The 17621-nt window shown below is 54.6% G+C and carries 14 protein-coding genes; 6 read left to right on the top strand and 8 right to left on the bottom strand.

What is annotated here, in order from left to right; all coding sequences use genetic code 11:
• Positions 1-96 precede the first annotated feature (96 nt).
• Positions 97-2868, bottom strand: coding sequence for an aconitate hydratase AcnA (acnA, locus tag HNR65_RS07590; protein WP_181550871.1), 2772 nt, complete (start codon positions 2866-2868; stop codon positions 97-99).
• A gap of 550 nt (positions 2869-3418) precedes the next feature.
• Between acnA and HNR65_RS07585 the strand changes: the two genes are divergently transcribed.
• Positions 3419-4804: a class II fumarate hydratase gene (locus tag HNR65_RS07585; protein WP_181550870.1), complete on the top strand. Its 1386-nt coding sequence runs from the start codon at positions 3419-3421 to the stop codon at positions 4802-4804.
• Between the two features lie 182 nt (positions 4805-4986).
• Positions 4987-6171, top strand: a complete 1185-nt coding sequence (locus HNR65_RS07580; protein WP_181550869.1) for a citrate/2-methylcitrate synthase — start codon at positions 4987-4989, stop codon at positions 6169-6171.
• A gap of 246 nt (positions 6172-6417) precedes the next feature.
• Here the strand turns inward: HNR65_RS07580 and HNR65_RS07575 are convergent, their stop codons facing one another.
• Positions 6418-6609: a ferredoxin gene (locus HNR65_RS07575; protein WP_181550868.1), complete on the bottom strand. Its 192-nt coding sequence runs from the start codon at positions 6607-6609 to the stop codon at positions 6418-6420.
• 100 nt (positions 6610-6709) lie between these two features.
• Positions 6710-7165: a universal stress protein gene (locus HNR65_RS07570; RefSeq protein ID WP_181550867.1), complete on the bottom strand. Its 456-nt coding sequence runs from the start codon at positions 7163-7165 to the stop codon at positions 6710-6712.
• A 197-nt stretch (positions 7166-7362) separates the two neighbouring features.
• Here HNR65_RS07570 and HNR65_RS07565 point away from each other — a divergent pair, with 197 nt between their 5' ends.
• Positions 7363-7575: a hypothetical protein gene (locus HNR65_RS07565; protein WP_181550866.1), complete on the top strand. Its 213-nt coding sequence runs from the start codon at positions 7363-7365 to the stop codon at positions 7573-7575.
• Between the two features lie 102 nt (positions 7576-7677).
• Here the strand turns inward: HNR65_RS07565 and HNR65_RS07560 are convergent, their stop codons facing one another.
• On the bottom strand, positions 7678-8844 hold the full coding sequence (locus HNR65_RS07560) for a cysteine desulfurase family protein (protein ID WP_181550865.1): 1167 nt from the start codon (positions 8842-8844) through the stop codon (positions 7678-7680).
• A 63-nt stretch (positions 8845-8907) separates the two neighbouring features.
• Positions 8908-9426 carry a Fe-S cluster assembly scaffold protein NifU gene (nifU, locus tag HNR65_RS07555; RefSeq protein WP_181551014.1) on the bottom strand — a complete coding sequence of 173 codons (519 nt, stop codon included), beginning with the start codon at positions 9424-9426 and terminating at the stop codon, positions 8908-8910.
• A gap of 297 nt (positions 9427-9723) precedes the next feature.
• On the opposite strand from nifU, the gene HNR65_RS07550 reads away from it, so the two are divergent.
• The 3 genes from HNR65_RS07550 to yihG all read left to right on the top strand — a co-directional run bounded on the left by HNR65_RS07550 (position 9724) and on the right by yihG (position 12940).
• Positions 9724-10308 carry a GAF domain-containing protein gene (locus HNR65_RS07550; protein ID WP_181550864.1) on the top strand — a complete coding sequence of 195 codons (585 nt, stop codon included), beginning with the start codon at positions 9724-9726 and terminating at the stop codon, positions 10306-10308.
• Positions 10309-10453: 145 nt separating this feature from the next.
• Complete coding sequence (locus HNR65_RS07545; protein ID WP_181550863.1) at positions 10454-11899, top strand: B12-binding domain-containing radical SAM protein; 1446 nt, start codon at positions 10454-10456, stop codon at positions 11897-11899.
• 114 nt (positions 11900-12013) lie between these two features.
• Positions 12014-12940 carry a 1-acylglycerol-3-phosphate O-acyltransferase, YihG family gene (gene yihG, locus HNR65_RS07540; protein ID WP_181550862.1) on the top strand — a complete coding sequence of 309 codons (927 nt, stop codon included), beginning with the start codon at positions 12014-12016 and terminating at the stop codon, positions 12938-12940.
• Between the two features lie 127 nt (positions 12941-13067).
• Here yihG and HNR65_RS07535 read toward each other — a convergent pair whose 3' ends face one another.
• The 3 genes from HNR65_RS07535 to HNR65_RS07525 are packed head-to-tail and all read right to left on the bottom strand — an operon-like array spanning position 13068 to position 17614.
• Positions 13068-14780 (bottom strand): adenylate/guanylate cyclase domain-containing protein, encoded by a 1713-nt coding sequence (locus HNR65_RS07535; RefSeq protein ID WP_181550861.1) that lies wholly within the window; start codon positions 14778-14780, stop codon positions 13068-13070.
• On the bottom strand, positions 14773-16371 hold the full coding sequence (locus HNR65_RS07530; RefSeq protein ID WP_181550860.1) for an adenylate/guanylate cyclase domain-containing protein: 1599 nt from the start codon (positions 16369-16371) through the stop codon (positions 14773-14775). The genes HNR65_RS07535 and HNR65_RS07530 overlap by 8 nt, the downstream gene beginning before the upstream one ends.
• Positions 16361-17614: a radical SAM protein gene (locus tag HNR65_RS07525; protein ID WP_181550859.1), complete on the bottom strand. Its 1254-nt coding sequence runs from the start codon at positions 17612-17614 to the stop codon at positions 16361-16363. Before HNR65_RS07525 ends, HNR65_RS07530 begins: the two co-directional genes overlap by 11 nt.
• Between the last annotated feature and the right edge of the window lie 7 nt (positions 17615-17621).

Below are 17621 nucleotides of genomic sequence, written 5' to 3'. Positions count from 1 at the left end.
CGTTATCAATATTTCCGGAAAAAGTCATTCTACCGGACATCGCAAAACTACCATAGCCGAATTACCGCAGGCTTGCAACAACTGATGGAAACTTTGCTACATCTGCCGGAGCACATAGGGCAGAATGCCGCCGTGGCGGAAATATTCAATTTCCATGACGGAATCCAGCCGCGCCCGGACTTCAAATGTTTTTGCCCTTTCGCCGCCGTTGGTTTTCGCCTCCACGGTAAGGCCAGGGTTGGGCACGGAAATGTCTTTGAGCCCGCGGATGCATAACACTTCTTCGCCGGTCAGCTCCAGGGTTTCCGCGTTTTGACCCTCTATAAACTGCAGGGGCAGAACCCCCATGGCCACCAGGTTGCTTCGGTGGATGCGCTCAAAACTTTGGGCAATCACCGCGCGCACCCCCAGCAGCAGGGTTCCCTTGGCGGCCCAGTCCCGGGAGCTGCCGGATCCGTATTCCTTGCCGGCCAGAATGATCAGGGGCGTGTTTTCCTGCTGGTATTTCATGGCCGCATCATAAACAGAAAGCGTCTTACCCGTTGGCAGATGCCGGGTCCAGCCGCCTTCGGTATCCGGCACCATTCGGTTTTGCAGCCGCACATTGGCAAATGTGCCGCGCATCATCACCTCATGGTTGCCGCGCCTGGAGCCGTAGGAATTGAAATCCTTTTTCTCCACCCCGTTTTCCTTCAGATATTTCCCTGCCGGGCAATCTTCGGCAATGGCCCCGGCAGGCGAGATGTGATCGGTGGTGATGGTATCGCCCAGCACCGCCAGCACCCGGGCGGACTCAATGTCTGTGAGATCCGGGGGATCTGATGTCATGTTGTCCAAAAACGGCGGCTTTCGCAGATAGGTGGAATCCGGATCCCAGGCATAGATTTCACTATCTGTGATTTTCACCTGTTTCCAGTTTTCATCTCCGGTATAAACATCCGCATACCGCCCTGTGAACATCTCCGGTGCCAGATGGTCCATTACGGCATTGATTTCCGCATCAGACGGCCAGATATCCCTGAGATAAACCGGCTCATTGTTTCCGTCATGGCCGATGGGGTCGTTTTGCAAATCAATGTTGACCGTGCCGGCAAGGGCGTAGGCCACCACCAGCATGGGAGATGCCAGGTAATTGGCCCGGGTCAGGGGATTGATGCGCCCCTCGTAATTGCGGTTGCCGCTTAACACCGAGGCAGCCACAAGGTTCTGATCCCGGATCACCCCGGCCACGTCCTCCTGCAGGGGACCGGAGTTGCCGATGCAGGTGGTGCAGCCGTAGGCGGCCAGGTGAAACCGCAGGGCCTTAAGATACGGCATCAGATCCGCAGCCTCCAGGTAATCGGTCACCACCCGGGAGCCCGGGGCCAGGCTGGTTTTGACCCAGGGTCTGACCTGAAGTCCTTGCTCCACAGCCTTTTTGGCCATCAGGCCGGCGCCGAGGAGCACCGCCGGGTTGGAGGTGTTGGTACAGCTGGTAATAGCGGCGATCACCACGGACCCGTGATCCAGAAAAAAACTCTGAAACGGTCGTTTCACAAAAATGCCCTGGCTGTCTATGGGTTTTCTGTGAACCATCCGACCCTGCAGCGGATCCTCTCCGGTCACGGCCCCGCCCTCGGCCTCCCATCGGGGATCTTTTTCCCCCTGGGTATTTTTTGAAAAAATCTCGTCAAAATCTTTCTGAAACTGCTGTTTCATTGCAGACAGGGCGATTTTGTCCTGGGGGCGCCTGGGCCCGGCCAGACACGGCTCCACAGTATCGAGTTCCAGGCGAAGAACATCGGAAAAACCGGGTTCCGAACCCTGGTCTTCCAGAAACAGATGCTGGGCCCTGAGATACTGCCGGGTCAGTTCCACCTGCTCCCGGGGCCGGCCGGTAAAAGCCAGGTATTTGAGGGTTTGTTCATCCACCGGGAAAAAGGTGGTGGTGGCCCCGAACTCAGGGGTCATATTGGCGATGGTGGCCCGGTCGGGAACGGTCAGCCGCGACAGGCCCTGTCCGAAAAACTCGATAAATTGGCCCACCACGCCTTTTTGCCGCAGCATTTGGGTGATGGTCAGCACAAGGTCTGTGGCCGTGACCCCGGGCTGGAGCTGCCCGGTGAGTTCAAAACCCAGAACCGGGGGGGCCAGCATGTAATAGGGCTGGCCCAGCATCACGGCTTCGGCCTCGATGCCGCCCACGCCCCAGCCCAGAACCCCGATTGCGTTGATCATGGTGGTGTGCGAATCCAGACCCACCAGGGTATCGGGGTAAACCAGGGATTGGTCCCCTGTTTGATCACACATTACGACCCGCCCGAGATATTCCAGGTTAACCTGGTGGCAGATGCCTGTGGCCGGGGGCACCACATTGAAATTTTCAAACGAGTTCTGCCCCCATTTTAAAAACGAATAGCGCTCCTGGTTGCGCTCAAACTCCTTTTGTGCGTTTACGGCAAAGGCCGATTCTGCTCCGAACCGATCCACCTGCACGGAATGATCAATGACGAGTTCAACCGGAATCTGCGGATTGATCTGCCCTGCCCGTCCACCCAGACCGGAGATGGCATCGCGCATGGCCGCCAGGTCCACCACCGAAGGCACGCCGGTGAAATCCTGCATCAGCACCCGGGCCGGCTTGTAGGGAATATCCTCTTTGGGAAGGTTTTTTGCGGACCATTGGGCCAAAGACCGGATGTGATTTTCTGTCACCTGCCGGCCGTCTTCATTGCGAAGCAGGTTCTCCAGCAGAACCCGGATGGAAAACGGCAGGGCGGAGAGATCAAAGCCCAGCCTTCCGGCCAGTGCAGGCAGACTCCGGAAAGAATAAGTCCTGTTGCCAATACTCAGACTGTCAATGGTATCAAATGTATTGCCGGTCGTCATGCGCCTCCCCCTTGTTTTGATTTTCGTTGTCCGTTTGAGGACCAAAATTATTGCATTCGTAAAAAGTCGGTTTTTAGACGGCTTTGTAAAAAGTTCGAGATCAAGGCTTGCGCGATTTCTAAGAATGCAGAGTACTTATCCGCACATGAAATTCTGAGAAATCGCGCGTAACGCAGATATTGGACTTTTTGCGAAGCCGTCTAAATTGAATGCCGGATTGATGCCTTGTTTTATATAAATATTAACATAATCGGAAATCCGGCAAAAATTTCGATATCAAAGTTTTGACACACTCGTAAAAGTCGGTTTTCAGATGGCGCCGTAAAAAGTTCGAGATCAAGGCTTGCGCGATTTCTAAGAATGCAGAGTACTTATCCGCACATGAAATTCTGAGAAATCGCGCGTAACGCAGATATTGGACTTTCTCCGGTGCCATCAAGGTTTTGCATTGGACAAAACCGGGATTCGGGACCATATTTTAAAAGCATCCGCCTTACAGCGCCAAACCCGGCGGGCAAGCAGATCCGCTCAAAGATTGGGATGAGATACCATGGATAGGGACCTCAGAAAAGAAACAGACAGTCTCGGCACCATGTCGGTGCCGGCCGAAGCCTATTACGGCGCCCAGACCCGGCGGGCCATGGACCACTTTGCCATCAGCGGCCGGGTTCTGCCCATGGAGCTGATCTATGCCATGGCCCGGATCAAAAAGGCAGCCGCCCGGATTAACGGGCAGCTCGGGGAAATCCCGGCCGATTATGTGGCCCCGGTTGTCCGGGCGGCTGATGAAATCATGGCCGGCCGCCTTGATGACCAGTTTCTGGTGGATGTATTTCAAACCGGGTCCGGCACGTCTGCGAATATGAATGTCAACGAGGTGGTGGCCACCCGGGCCAATGAACTCCTGACCGGGGGAAAAAGCACCAAAATGCCGGTTCACCCCAATGATCACGTCAACCGCGGACAGTCCACCAATGACGTAATGCCTTCGGCCATCCACATCTCCGCCCGGCTGCTGATTCGGGACCAACTCCTGCCGGCCATGGAAAAACTGGAGCAGACCCTATGGGAAAAATCCAGGGAATTTGCCCATATCCGAAAAATCGGGCGGACTCATTTGCAGGATGCGGTGGTGATGACCATGGGGCAGGAATTTTCCGGATACGCCGCTCAAATGCGCCTGGGCCGCCAGCGACTCGAAGGTGTCGGACAGCGGCTTTGCCGGCTTGCCCTCGGGGGCACGGCCGTGGGCACAGGATTAAATGCACACCCGGAAATGGCCAAGCGGGTTATTGCCGCCATTTCAGAAGAAACCGGGATTGAATTCAGCGAGACCGCCAATCATTTCGAGGCCCAGTCCGCCTGCGATACGGTTGTGGAGACCAGCGGAGTAATCAAAGCCGTTGCCGCAGGGATTGCCAAAATTGCCAATGACATCCGCTGGCTGGCATCCGGTCCCAGATGCGGACTCGGAGAAATCCGGCTACCCGCCTTGCTGCCGGGATCATCCATAATGCCCGGCAAGATCAATCCCGTGATGTGCGAAGCGGCTGTCCAGGCATCCGCCCAGGTGATCGCAAATGATACAGCCCTTACGCTTTCGGGCCAGGGGGGCTATTTTCAGCTCAATCTCATGCTGCCCCTGACGGCCTTTAACATCATTGATTCCATCAAGATCCTGGCCAATGCCGGCCGCGGACTGGCGGAAAAATGCATTTCCGGTATTGTCGCCAATGAAGAAAAATGCGAACAAAACATCCGCAAAAGCCTTGCTGTGGTAACCGGCCTGGTTCCGTATACCGGCTATGACAAGGCGGCCCAAATCGCTGCCCGGGCATATGAGACCGGAAAGACCATCGAGGAAGTGGCCGGCGAAGAAAACATTCTGCCGGCAGCCCAACTGCAGCAGGCCCTTTACGGCAGCATCAAACCTTGATGGCACCGTAAAAGTCTGATTTCAGATGGCGCCGTAAAAGTTCAAGATCAAGGCTTGCGCAATTTCGAAGAATGCAGCGTACTTAGCCATACGTGAAATGCTGAGAAATTGCGCGTAACGCAGATATTGGATTTTTTACGGCGCCATCAAACCTTGATCACCGAAACCACCAAGGAGGAAGCATGACTGAACCCGGCGATATCATCAACACCGGTTTAAGGGGAGTGCCTGTGGCCAGCACCCGCATCTGCCTGGTCGACGGCAAAGCCGGAAAACTTGTTTACCGGGGCTATAACATCACGGAACTGGCCGAAAATGCCACTTTTGAAGAAGTGGCGTACCTGCTGCTCTTCGAACACCTGCCCCCGGAAAAAGAGCTGGCGGATTTCAAAGCGCAACTCACGCAAAAAACCCCGCTTCCCGGGCAGCTTGTGGCCGCTTTGAAAACCCGGCCTGCAAACGCACTGCCAATGGATATCCTCCAGGCCTGCGTGCCCATGCTGGCCAACCATGATCCCGAGGCCGGGGACCTGAGCCGGGAGAAAGCCACGGATACGGCCATCGGTCTGATTGCCAGATTCCCGGCCATCATGGCGGCCTGGCACCGGATCCGAAACGGCCTGGAGCCCCTGGCCCCGAAACCGGAACTGGGGCATGCCGCCAATTTCCTTTTCATGCTCACGGGTGAAACACCGGACCCGGAAACCGCAAAATTCATGGATACCTGCCTGGTGCTTCACGCAGAGCACTCTTTTAACGCATCCACGTTTTCCGCCCGGCAGGTGGCCTCCAGCCGCGCACACATGTATGCAGCCGCTGCGGCTGGCGTCGGCTCGCTTTCCGGGGAACTGCACGGCGGGGCCAATGCCCGGGTCATGCAGATGCTGCTCGATATCGGCGCCCTGGATCGGGTGGACAACTACGTGGAATCCAGGCTAAAGGCCGGAGAAAAGGTCATGGGCATGGGCCATGCGGTTTACAAAAACGGTGATCCCCGTGCGGCGATCCTGGCGCCCATGTCCCGGCAGATGGGCGAAAAAACCGGAAATCTGAAATGGTATGAACTCGGCGAGGCCGTGCGCAAAAAAGCCGCGGAAGTCTTCCGGGAACTCAAGGGCGCAGAGATCTATCCCAACGTGGATTTCTACTCCGCCACCACCTATTACGCCATGGGAATCCCCATCGACTTGTTTACCCCTGTTTTTGCCATATCCAGAATATCGGGCTGGTGCGCCCATGTTATCGAGGAGCAGTTTGCGGGCGCAGCCCCCAAGCCGGCCCTTTACCGGCCGGCATCCGAGTATGTGGGCGAATACTGCGGCCCGGAGGAATGCGAATTTGTTCCCATGGAAAAACGGCCGTCCTGACCGTGCAAAACAACCGGAAACCATAAAAAGGCCGGCGCTTTGCAGAAGCCGGCCTTTTTTAGGGTTCAATTTTGATGGCGTCGTAAAAAGTCAATTTTGGGACGGCAAAGTAAAAAGTTCAAGATCAAGGCGCGCGAATCTCGAGGAATGAGGCGTACTTGTCCGTACGTCGAATGACGAGAGATGAAGCGCAACGCAGATATTGCACTTTTTACGAAGCCGTCAATTTTAGGGTTCAAATAGTGCTTATTCCTCCCAGTAAATGCACTCTGTGGGACAGGAATCAATGGCCTCCTGAATTTCGTCTTCAGGACCGCCTTCGGGTTTGATCACATAGGCCTTCTCTGTGTCCTCGTCAAAGCCGAAGACCTCGGGACACAGTTCCACACAGGTTTCACAGCCCTCACATTCATCCGTGTTGATTGCCACCTTTGCCATACTGACCTCCCCTTGCGTGAAAGATTAAAAGGATTTGACCGGTTAAACCCAATATGTTGATGTAAAACAAATATGTCAACACCCTTTTTCCGCCAGGGCATCACCCCTTTTCAGGATTTTCCACCGGGATGGTGGTCACCGGCACAGGAGAGTGCTTTGTCACCCGCTCGGCAACACTGCCGTAATCAAATGCACCGCTTTTGCCCCGGGTGGCCATGACCACCAGGTCCACCTTTTCCTGGTCAATGAGCTTTAAAATTTCTGCTGCCGGATCACCTACAGCCACATGTTTGATATACAAAGGACAGCCTTCCAGGTGATTGGTACAAATCTGGTCAAGATTCTGTTTGGCCTTCTGCTGTGCCTTTTCCATGAGTTTTTCCACGTGCTGGGATTCAAAATCCCCGTACCATCCCTGATGATGAATGATATCTTCAAGCACGTGCAGCACATGCACCTCTGCTCCGTAATTCTGACTCAGGGACTGCACATGCGGCAAAGCCGCCTCCGCACTGCCCGAAAAATCCGTGGGCCACAACACTTTCCGAATTTCCATACTTATGCCTCCTTGTGCTCGCAAATGTTCCATTTCCGGTTTATGTCAAAACATAATCCTTTACACGGATTTGTCACGGACAGACATGGATCGCCGGAATTTTTTGTCTTTTCGGACACGGATGCTTATATTGCTGTTAGAAAAGAGAAATCAGCGGAAACAATTCAGTTTAACGTGCATCACAAGGAGGCGTGCAAATGGCAGAACAGTCTACCCCGCAACATTGCCCCGGGTTCCAGCAATTTAAGAATTTAAGCGCATTCACCTGCAAATGCCCGGAATGCGGGGCGGAGGTGGAAATTTTTTCCGATGAGTTTGACCGGCCCCACAAGTGCCACAAATGCAACAAGACAATCGACTTTACCCAGTGCAGCATTGAAGCCTCGGGCAAAACCGACCAGCCCAGCTAAGACGAAAAAAGCCCTTTCCTGCTCGGGAAAGGGCTTTTTTTCAGGCAGTGTTAAGTGATTAAGTGTTAAGTAAAATCAAAAAGTTATTTTTTTATTGAACAATCATTTCTGATACAGCGGTGACATGCTGCGCAGTGTGCTGACCACCCCGGAAAGCGTGGAGAGCAGCTTTTGCAAATCATCTTTGCTATTGTCAATGCCCCATGCAATCACCAGGGTGCCCTGGGCGTCTGAATGACTCAGCCCCAGAGACAGCAATACGTGAGAGGCCCGCAGCGAACCCGTGGCACAAGCCGACTTGGTGGACACGGCCAGGTTTTCCTCATCGAGCATCAGCATCACGCTTTCACCCTCGATATATTTGAGTGAAATATTGAGCAGGTTGGGCAGACTGTGGTCCGGATTGGTGTTGATAATATATTCATCAACGTATTGGGGCAGCTGCTCCACCAGATATTTTTTCAGATCCGCCAGATGCGCCCTGCGCTCCTCCATATGGGCCGCAGCCAGCTGGGCGGCTTTTCCCATTCCAATGATGCCGATAAGATTTTCCGTGCCCGCCCGCTTGTTGTGCTCCTGGACGCCGCCGTCGAGCAGGGGAAAAATCCGGGTGCCCCGGCGAATATACAGGCCGCCCGCCCCCGTGGGCCCGTAAAAAGGATTGGAGGCAAAGCTGAGCAGGTCTGCGTTTAACGCCTGGACATCCACCGGCACAACCCCCACGGAATCCACTGCATCACAGTGAAACAGCACCTTGTTTTCCCGGGCAATGGCGCCGATTTCGGCTATGGGCTGGATGGTGCCGGTTTCATTGTTGCTGTGCATCACCGATATCAGGATGGTCTGGTCCGTTATGGCATCTGCCACGGCAGCCGGATCCACCCGGCCCGATTCGTCAACCGACAGGGAAGTCACCTTGAAGCCCTGGGCGGAAAGCCGCTTTAAGCTGCGGATTACCGAGTTGTGCTCGATGTTGGTGGCAATGATATGATTGCCCTTCTCCCGGTTGGCCATGGCCGCGCCCTTAACCGCGTGATTGACCGATTCAGTGCCGCCGGAGGTAAACACGACTTCTTTGGGATCGGCGGCATTGATCAGATCGGCCACGTTCTGCCTGGCCTGGGCCAGCATTTCCGCAGATTTTTCCCCGGCTTTGTGCTGGCTTGAAGGATTGTGCAGATCCTTGTTATTGATCGCATCAATCATGGCCTCCCTGACTTCCGGAAGAAGCGGATTAAACGAGATATGGTCGAGATTGATCACATTCATCAAAAAACTCTCCTTGCGCTGTGAATTTTCCTGCGTTAAATCTTTTCCGCATCTCCTGTGTTTTTAATGCTCCTCGGTCAGATCCCGCTGACAGGCTTCGCAGAAACTGGCTTTCTCATCGAGTTCCACGTCACAATACGGACAATAGCAGGTTTCACCATCGCCATGTTCGTGTTTCTCCTCTCTTTCCTCCCTGGGGCGCACAATGCCGGCCTTTTTGTCATCATAATCCTGAATGGCCATGTGCAGGGCGTCCGCCCCCAGGTTGGAGCAGTGCAGCTTGTTTTTGGGCAGCCCCTCCAAAGCTTCAGCCACATCCTTGTTGCTGATCTTTCTGGCCTCATCCAGGGTTTTTCCCTTTGCCATTTCCGTTAGCATGCTCGATACCGCAATGGCCGAACCGCAGCCAAAGGTCTGAAACTTTATATCTGAAATCCGCTTCTCATTCTCATCGATTTTCAGATAAATGGTCATCATGTCCCCGCACAGGGGGTTGCCAACTTCGCCCACCCCGTCGGGATCTTCAATGACTCCCACATTTCTCGGATTTTTAAAATGATCCATGACGACTTGGTTATACATATGCTTTTCCTCCGTAGTGTATGGTTATCTGTGCTCTTTTAGAATAATCATAAAGCCGGTTTTGTAAAGCCGGCAGCGTCAAACCGCAAAATTCCCGCCGGCCTCTGTTTGACCTGGGGCCCGGGGGGCATTATTTTATATGCAAACAGATTTTTTTCAAACACGCTTCTCCGGCTCCCGCTCATCTGACAGCTGCGTTGCTGCTTTTTCGGTTTTGTATTCTATCCCCGGGCTTTCACATCCGGTGTAAACCAACACCGGTGTTATATACAATCTTTGAAACCACAAGGGGGGAAAATGAAAAAACAACTCATGAATTACGAAACTCTACTGAAAGTCACCAGCGCCATTTCCCATTCCAAGGACCCGGAGGAGGTTGTGCTCATGGCTGTGGAAAGCATTGCCAGAGCGCTGGAAGTCAAGGGATGCGCTCTTTTTCTGGTCAACCGGGAAACCCGGGAGCTGGAACTGGCCGCATCCTTTGGATTGAGTGACAATTATGTCAACAAGGGCCCTTTAAGCGCATTGAAATCCATTTCGGAGTCCCTGGAGCACGGGCCCGTGGCCATCTTTGACGTATCTGACGACCCCCGGATTCAGTATCCGGATGAAGCCCGGCAGGAAGGCATTTCATCCATCCTCTCGGTTCCGGTAATGATCGGCGGCCGCTCCATCGGGGTGCTTCGGGTATACACCGCCGAGCCCTGGGAGTTTACCCTGGAGGATGTCAATTTTGTCCAGGCCATGGGCAGCATCACGGGAATGGCTCTTGATATGGCCCGCCACTACAAGGGCATGAAGCAAAGCATAGACCTGCTCCGGACCATGCGTGATCCGGCCAAACGCAAATCCGGCGGGGGCCCGGTCCACGAAACGGTCTGATTCCAAGAAAGATGATGGGGGGCAAACCTTTTGCCTCCCATCTATCCCTTTCCTGATCCCTCTGTGTCTGATATGGATAAACCACGAGAATGGATCAATGATATTCTCATCCATAAATGACACAGCTACCGGTCAGGAATAATAAATGCGCATTGTACTGGTTCATCCGGCTGGCTCCAACTGGATGCCCGGCAAAAAAGACGTCAGCGCCACGGCCAACCGCATGGCTCCGTTGGGTCTGCTTTCCATGGCGGCCTACCTGGAACGGGAAGGACACACGGTGTTTGTCCACGACTGCCTGGGGCCGAAGGCATCGCCGAAACCCGATGTCAACGTCGATGCCATTCTAAAGCAACAACCCGATCTGGTGGGATTTTCAGCCACCACCTCCGGGTTTCCGGACGCCTATGCCATGGCCTGCCGAATCAAAAAGCAGGCCCCGGGCGTTGAGATCATTTTCGGCGGTGTGCATATATCCGCCCTGGGCGCCAGGCTGCTGGAGGATTTCGCCCAAATCGATTATCTGTGCATGAACGAAGGCGAACAAACCCTGGCGAAACTGGCAAACGGGACAAACCCCGGGCAAATTCCCGGCCTGATTTGGCGGGAAAACAACCGGGTTGTTGAAAACCCGGGACAGGCTTTTCTGCCGGATCTTGACACGCTGCCGTTTCCGGCCTATGAAAAACTGGCCGGATTTCCCAAAGGCTACAATCTGCCGCTTTTCAGCTACATCAAGGCCCCGGGCGCCACCATGGTCACCAGCCGGGGCTGCCCTTACCAGTGCTCCTACTGCGACCGGTCGGTTTTCAAAAGCCAATTCCGGTACAATTCCGCAGAATACATCTATGAGCATATGCGCTATATGCGCACCCGCTTTGGGATTCGTCATTTAAACATCTACGACGATCTATTTACGCTTCGACGCGGCCGGATCGCCCGTTTGTGCGATCTGCTGGCTTCCAGGCCCCTGGGCATGCAGTTTAACTGCGCCGTGCGTGTAGGCCACACAGACGACGAACTGCTGGAAATGCTCAAGGCGGCCGGATGCCTCATGGTGTCTCTGGGCATTGAAACCGGTGACCCGGATCTGCTGGAAGTCCATAAACCCGGGGTTTACCTTGATGCGGTCAAAGAGACGGTCCGGCGGATTCAGGCCGCAGGGCTGCGGGCCAAAGGCCTGTTCATGATGGGACTGCCCGGGGAAAGCGTTGAATCGATCCGCAAAACCAGTGATTTTGTCATGTCTTTGGGCTTAGATGACATGAACATGGCCAAGTTTACCCCGTTTCACGGTGCCCCGGTCTGGAAGACCATTTCCGGCCAAGGAGCTATGGAAGAGGACTGGCGCAAAATGAACTGCCTGAATTTTGTTTTTGTCCCGTCGGAAATCGGCTCCAGACAAGTGCTTGACCGGCTCTACAACGAACATGTCAAACGGTTTTACTCAGATCCCTGCTGGCGGAAAAAATTTACCCGCCGGCTGTGGCAGCACCGCCACAGCATGTGGCGCATGGCCAGGCATCTGCCGGACATGCTTTCGGCCATGCGGTCCTTTGAAAATCCGCCCGGGGAAAAAAAGCCAGCGTGACCTGTCCTGCGGACCGCAGGCTTGATTTTTATTCCGTGTCTGTGATATCGGAAAATATATTTGAAACCTCTGATATCGACTGATATCAATCGAAACTGTCACAGAGGAGCACATATGTTGGGATTTCTGCCCGGCCCGCTCCGCGGCGCCATTGCCCTGCTTTTATATACCGGCAACACCGTGGGCGCTTTTACAACTCTGCTGCCCTTTGTTATCCTCAAAACCCTGATCCCCCATGAAGGCACCCGCCATTTTCTCACCCGGATACTGACAGGCATTGCATGGATCTGGATTTACATCAACAGCCTTATCCTGCGCATAACCCAGGATATCGCCTGGGACGTGCAGGGAGTGGACGGATTTGACGCAACCGCCTCTTACCTGTTGCTTTCCAATCATCGCTCCTGGGCCGATATTCTGGTTCTGCAACACATATGGAAACGCCGGATTCCCTTTCTCAAATTTTTTCTCAAGCGCCAGCTTATATGGGTTCCGCTTCTGGGCATAGCTTGGTGGGCCCTGGATTTTCCGTTCATGAAGCGCTATTCAAAACAGTTTATAGAAAAACATCCGGAATTAAAGGGAAAGGACCTGGAAACCACGCGCAAATACTGCGAAAAATTCAAGAAGGCCCCCATATCAGTGATCAATTTCGTTGAAGGCACCCGTTTTGACGAAAAAAAGCGTCAATACCAAAACTCGCCCTACCAACACCTGTTAAAGCCCAGGGCCGGCGGTGTGGCAACGGTGCTTTCGGCCATGGGAGAAAACCTTGAAGCCATTATCGATGTCACCATCGTCTATCCGGAAAACAGCGCGCCCCTGCCTTTCTGGGACTTTCTAAAAGGAAAAATACCCCGGGTGGTGATGCGAGCAAAACGTATTGAAATTCCAAAAGAATTTGTGCAGTCCGGCGCTGAAACCGACCCTGAATTCAGACAGCATTTCCAGGACTGGCTAAACGCCCTGTGGGATGAAAAAGACCGGCAGATCACAGAAATTCTTCAGAAATATTTCCCGACAAAGAAAGAAAACCCATGACCCGGCAGGCATCCAAGCTCAAGCAGACATATGAGGTTATACGAATGCTGCCGGTGCATAAATGACAACTGCCCGGCAAACCGGGCCGGGTAAAAAAAGGCCGGGATGCGCGCCTGCACGACAGGCCTTATGATTTCGGTCTGGAATCCTCGAGCATGTAAAGCTCCACCGGTTCCTGGAATCCTTTGAATCTGGCCGTAAACGGACTTCTGACAACCAGCCGGTCCGGGAGCAGTTCTTGAATCCTTTTGGAAACCACAATCCCGCCGCCCGGTATCTGCCCCTGCATGCGCTGGGTCATATTGACCGCCAGGCCTACAATGCCGTATTTTGCCCGGCTTGCTGAGCCGATATTGCCCACCACCACAGATCCGGCATGAACGGCGATTCCGGTTTCCAGGGCCGAAGGCAGGGGACTGCTTTCCATTTCCCGGTTTAGCTGCGCCATGCTGCGCTGCATGGCAAGGCTGCAGTCCACGGCCCGGGCCGCTGCCGGGACAACAGGGCCGTCCTGTGGATCAAAAAACACCAGGACCCCGTCGCCGTAAAAATCCACGATAACGCCCCTGTACTCATGGATCACATCGATCATGCGCCCGAAATAATGATTCAGGATGCCAATGGTTTCTTCCGGGCTCAAGGCCTCGGCAACAGCGGTAAAGCCCCGGATGTCGGACATCAATATCGCGACCTCCCGCTTCTGCCCGCCCAGCCGGGAGGCTTCGGGTTTTTGCAGCAGTTCCCGGGCCACTTCATGATCCACATAACGGCCAAAGGTATCCCGGATAAAATCCAGTTCCTTTAAGCCCTCAACCATCTCGTTAAACCCCGCCTCCAGCCGGCCGATTTCATCCGTGGAAGAAACCGGCAGACGGACCATGTAAGAGCCTTTTGCCACCCACTGAAAAGCCTGCAAAAGCCCCTGGATCCGGCGCACCATCCGGCCGCCCGCAAAATTGATCAAAAGCAGGATCACCGCAATACAAAACCCCCCGGCAATGGCAAAATAAAAGCGAAATTCAATAATGGGTGCCAGAATTTGCTTTCCCGGGGCATACATGATCAAAACCCAGGGCGCCTGGCCCAGCCAGTAAAAACCAGCCACCCTCTCCGGGGGACGGCCGCTGCCAAGCCATGTACCGTGGGAATTTGTCTGCATCTGCTCCAAAACGGCCAGTTCCACCGGATCACCGGTTTCCCCGAGCCGGCTGCGGCCCCCTTCCATGGCCTCGCTATGGGCAAGATACCGGCCGGTGCTGTCCACCAGGCAAACCTGCCGGCTCTGCCACCACCCCAGACTTTCCACATCTTTCATCAGGTAATCAAAGCGCACCGAGACTTCCAGTCTTTTGGTTTTCCCGGTTTCAGCATCCGGAACCCCGGAAATCAGGGAAACGGTTTCCCGGTCACGGCCGGCGTCATATCGGGGCAGGGTGATCTCAGACAGGGTTCCGCTGTAAAGCTTTGTCAGGGGGCCGCCCTTGACAGGCCGCCGCAGTTTTCGCACCGGCCGGCTTTCCGGCAATTGGGGTGCCGGCACCAGATCAACCGCGGTAACGCCCTGGAGGTTTTTTAACCGGGACAGGATAAAATCCCGAGCCTCCTTTCCTTCCGGGGATTTGACCGCCTCATTGAAAAGATCAATCCATTCAGCCACCCGTGCAAGGCGCATGTCCATGTAATGGGCGGCCCGTTCCAGTCTTAAAACCGCGGTCTGCCGCCATTGATCCACAAGCAGATTCCGGGCATAAAGGAAACCGGCAAAACCCATGGCAAAAAGCAGCAGGGCCGTGGGCAGAATCAAAAACACGGCCATTCGTTTTCTCAGGGTGTTACGCATGAGCGATCACTTCAAAGGCCTCTACCTTGTGAAAATGGCCCTCTACCGCATGTTCACCGCGTGCCCGGAGGTCAAATCCGCCCTGGAGAAGTTCCTGGGTCTGCCGGGCAATCAAAACGTCACAGGAAAAATCCTTGGTCAGTTCCTGGATTCGGGACGCCTTGTTGACGGTATCACCGATAAGACCGTAGGCCGGATGATCCTTGCTGCCCGTATTTCCCGCCAGTACCGGCCCGGAACAGATGCCCACCCCGTGCCTGAAAACCAATTTGCCTTCCTGCTGCCGGGCCTGATTGAAACGGGTAAGGCTTTGGCGCATCTGCAGGGCCGCATGCACGGCTTTGTCCGCATGATCGGCAACCTCCAGGGGGACTCCGAACACCGCCTCGATCTCATCTCCCACAAACTGCAGCACCAGTCCGCCGTGATCCCGCACCGCCTTTTCCATGAAGGTAAAATATTCCCGCATGCTCAAAATGACTTCCTCGGGTGAATGGGATTCCACGTAACTGCTAAATCCCCGCAGATCGGCAAACAGCATGGTGGCCTGCTTTCTTTCACCGTCAAGGGGAATTTCACCGGAGAGGATCTTGTCGCGGATTTCCGGGGTCACGTACCGGCCAAAGGATTCGCGCACCCGCTCCCGCTCGGCTAGCCCCTGGATCATCCGGTTGCCCGCTTCTGCCAGCTCACCGAGTTCATCATTGGACACCACCCGGATGCGCTGGGAGAAATCGCCCTGCTCCACCTTTTTCACCACCCTGAGCATGCCATCAATGGGCTCGCGCACGGAGCGGCCCACAAGCACATTGAGCCGGAAACCAATGGCAATAAAAATGACACAAAGCACAATGGTGAAAAAAAAGATATCCAGGACCAGTTGGGCGGAAAACCCCGGGGTGCCCATCACATCCCATACCACAAAGGCCAGTGTCACCACCAGAATCAGCATGGGTGTCAGGGTGCCGGCCAGGTTCAGCAGCCGGATTCTGCGCATGACATTGACCCGGAAGGCACCGGGCACCTCTGTGAGCCCGCCGTCGGGAAACACCAGGGGAATGGAAATATGCCGGGTATAGCTCTCCACGATGAAAAAGGAAAGGCTTGCGGTGATCAGACCGATCATCACGGAGCGGAAAAACAAAAGGGCCGCGATTTTGCCGTTCATGGCCCCGTGGCCGAAAAATAGAAAATAAACGATTAAGGCCGCGGGCACCAGGATATAAACCGCCAGGTTCGCAGCCGCCAGGATCAGCGGCAGATTCAATATCCGCCGCTGCACATATTGGCGGCTGTACTGCTCGCAGGGCTGGCCCTGCGCCCTGGCGGTCAGATAAAGACATACCGGACACTGTACCTGGTACTGGAGCAGCGCAATAATAATCAGAATAAAGGGAAACAGACTGATCAGATAATGCCCCTCGCCGTTTTCCAGAAGCGTCCGGCCCACCCAGCCCGAAGTCATGGGGGTAAAAAAATTGAGTACAAGGATAATGACAAACCCGAGCAGGTTGGCCGAAATATTGCGCAAGTATAGGTGGAAATAAATTTTCAGGCGGGGGAACTCCCCGTTTGCCAGCTCATACTGCATTTTCCGCCTTCCCGGACTGCGCAATCACGTTGTTGAGCCCTTCTATGCGAAACCCTTTTCGGGGGGCCCAGGCCTGTATCCGATCAACAGCCGCCTGATTGAGACGTTTCTGCGCCCCGGAAATCTCCACTTTAAACCCCAGGTAAAAGGGCCCCAAAAAAACAGGCTTACCTGCGTACTGCTGGTGAATCAAAGTATAGGGGTGGGCATGGAGCCAGCGCAGCTGAAGCGATGACATGGCATTTTCCGGCATTTCCGCCAAAAACCACTCCAGCGCTTCCACATCTTCTTCTTCCAGGTTATTCCATCCCAGAATCATGTTGCCGTTGACCCGGATGCCGGCCTGCCCGCAGATGCGCAGGGTTTCCAATATATCAGCGCAGGTGATACCCTTGTCCATGTATGCCAGCATCCGGTCAGAGGGGAACTCCACCCCGATGCCCAGGGTCAGAGCCGGCAGTTCCGGGCCATGCCCGGAAACCACCTTTTGCAAAGCGCGGTTTTCCGCCCTGGCACATCGCATGAAAGTGCGGTATTCCAAGTCATCGGCAACCGGAAGGGTGGGCAGCACTTCCCGGATATAGCCCGGGGTCATGGAGCCGGTGTTGAGCCGGACAATTTTTTTTCCCGTATGATCGAGCCGGTCAAATTCATATGCCATATGCGTTCTGCGGCGGAACAGATCCTCTGGCGCCTCCTTGATGTTGCAGTAAATGCATCGTCCCCAGTAGCAGCCGTTGTCCAGGGTATAAGAAATATAGACCGGCGCACCCGGATCAACGATTTCCCGGGGAATATCGAGTTTCCATGTACCGGAGAAATCCGGCACACCGAAAAACTGCTCCACGCTCAACCCCGTGATGGTCAAATTATCCGGGAAAACCACATCCGGGCGCAGCTGAAAATAAAGCGGTGTCCATGCCCCCGGGTCCCCGGCTCTGGCAGCAGCCACCGGTCCGCCCGCAACCACTTTTAAGCCGGGATGCTGCCGGGCCCACACGTAAGCCTGGTAAAGATGATTGATATAAGAAACACTCATGTAAACCGTTCCCTTGTCAACAGGCAGGGGACGGGAGGTGTAGGTATCCTCGCGATACCATTTATCGCCTTCCGGCTCATGGACCACCCAGTGAAAATCGCCCTGGTTGCGGCATAAATCATAGGTGTCGGAAAATCCGTTGGCCAGGTCCCACCATCCCCGGCGCGACCGGCTCAGAAACTGTACAAATAATGTCGGATGCATTGCGCAG

Source organism: Desulfosalsimonas propionicica (assembly GCF_013761005.1).
Lineage (GTDB): Bacteria > Desulfobacterota > Desulfobacteria > Desulfobacterales > Desulfosalsimonadaceae > Desulfosalsimonas > Desulfosalsimonas propionicica.
Note: the sequence above shows the minus strand (reverse complement) of the source record. Positions and strands in the feature narration are given on the sequence as shown.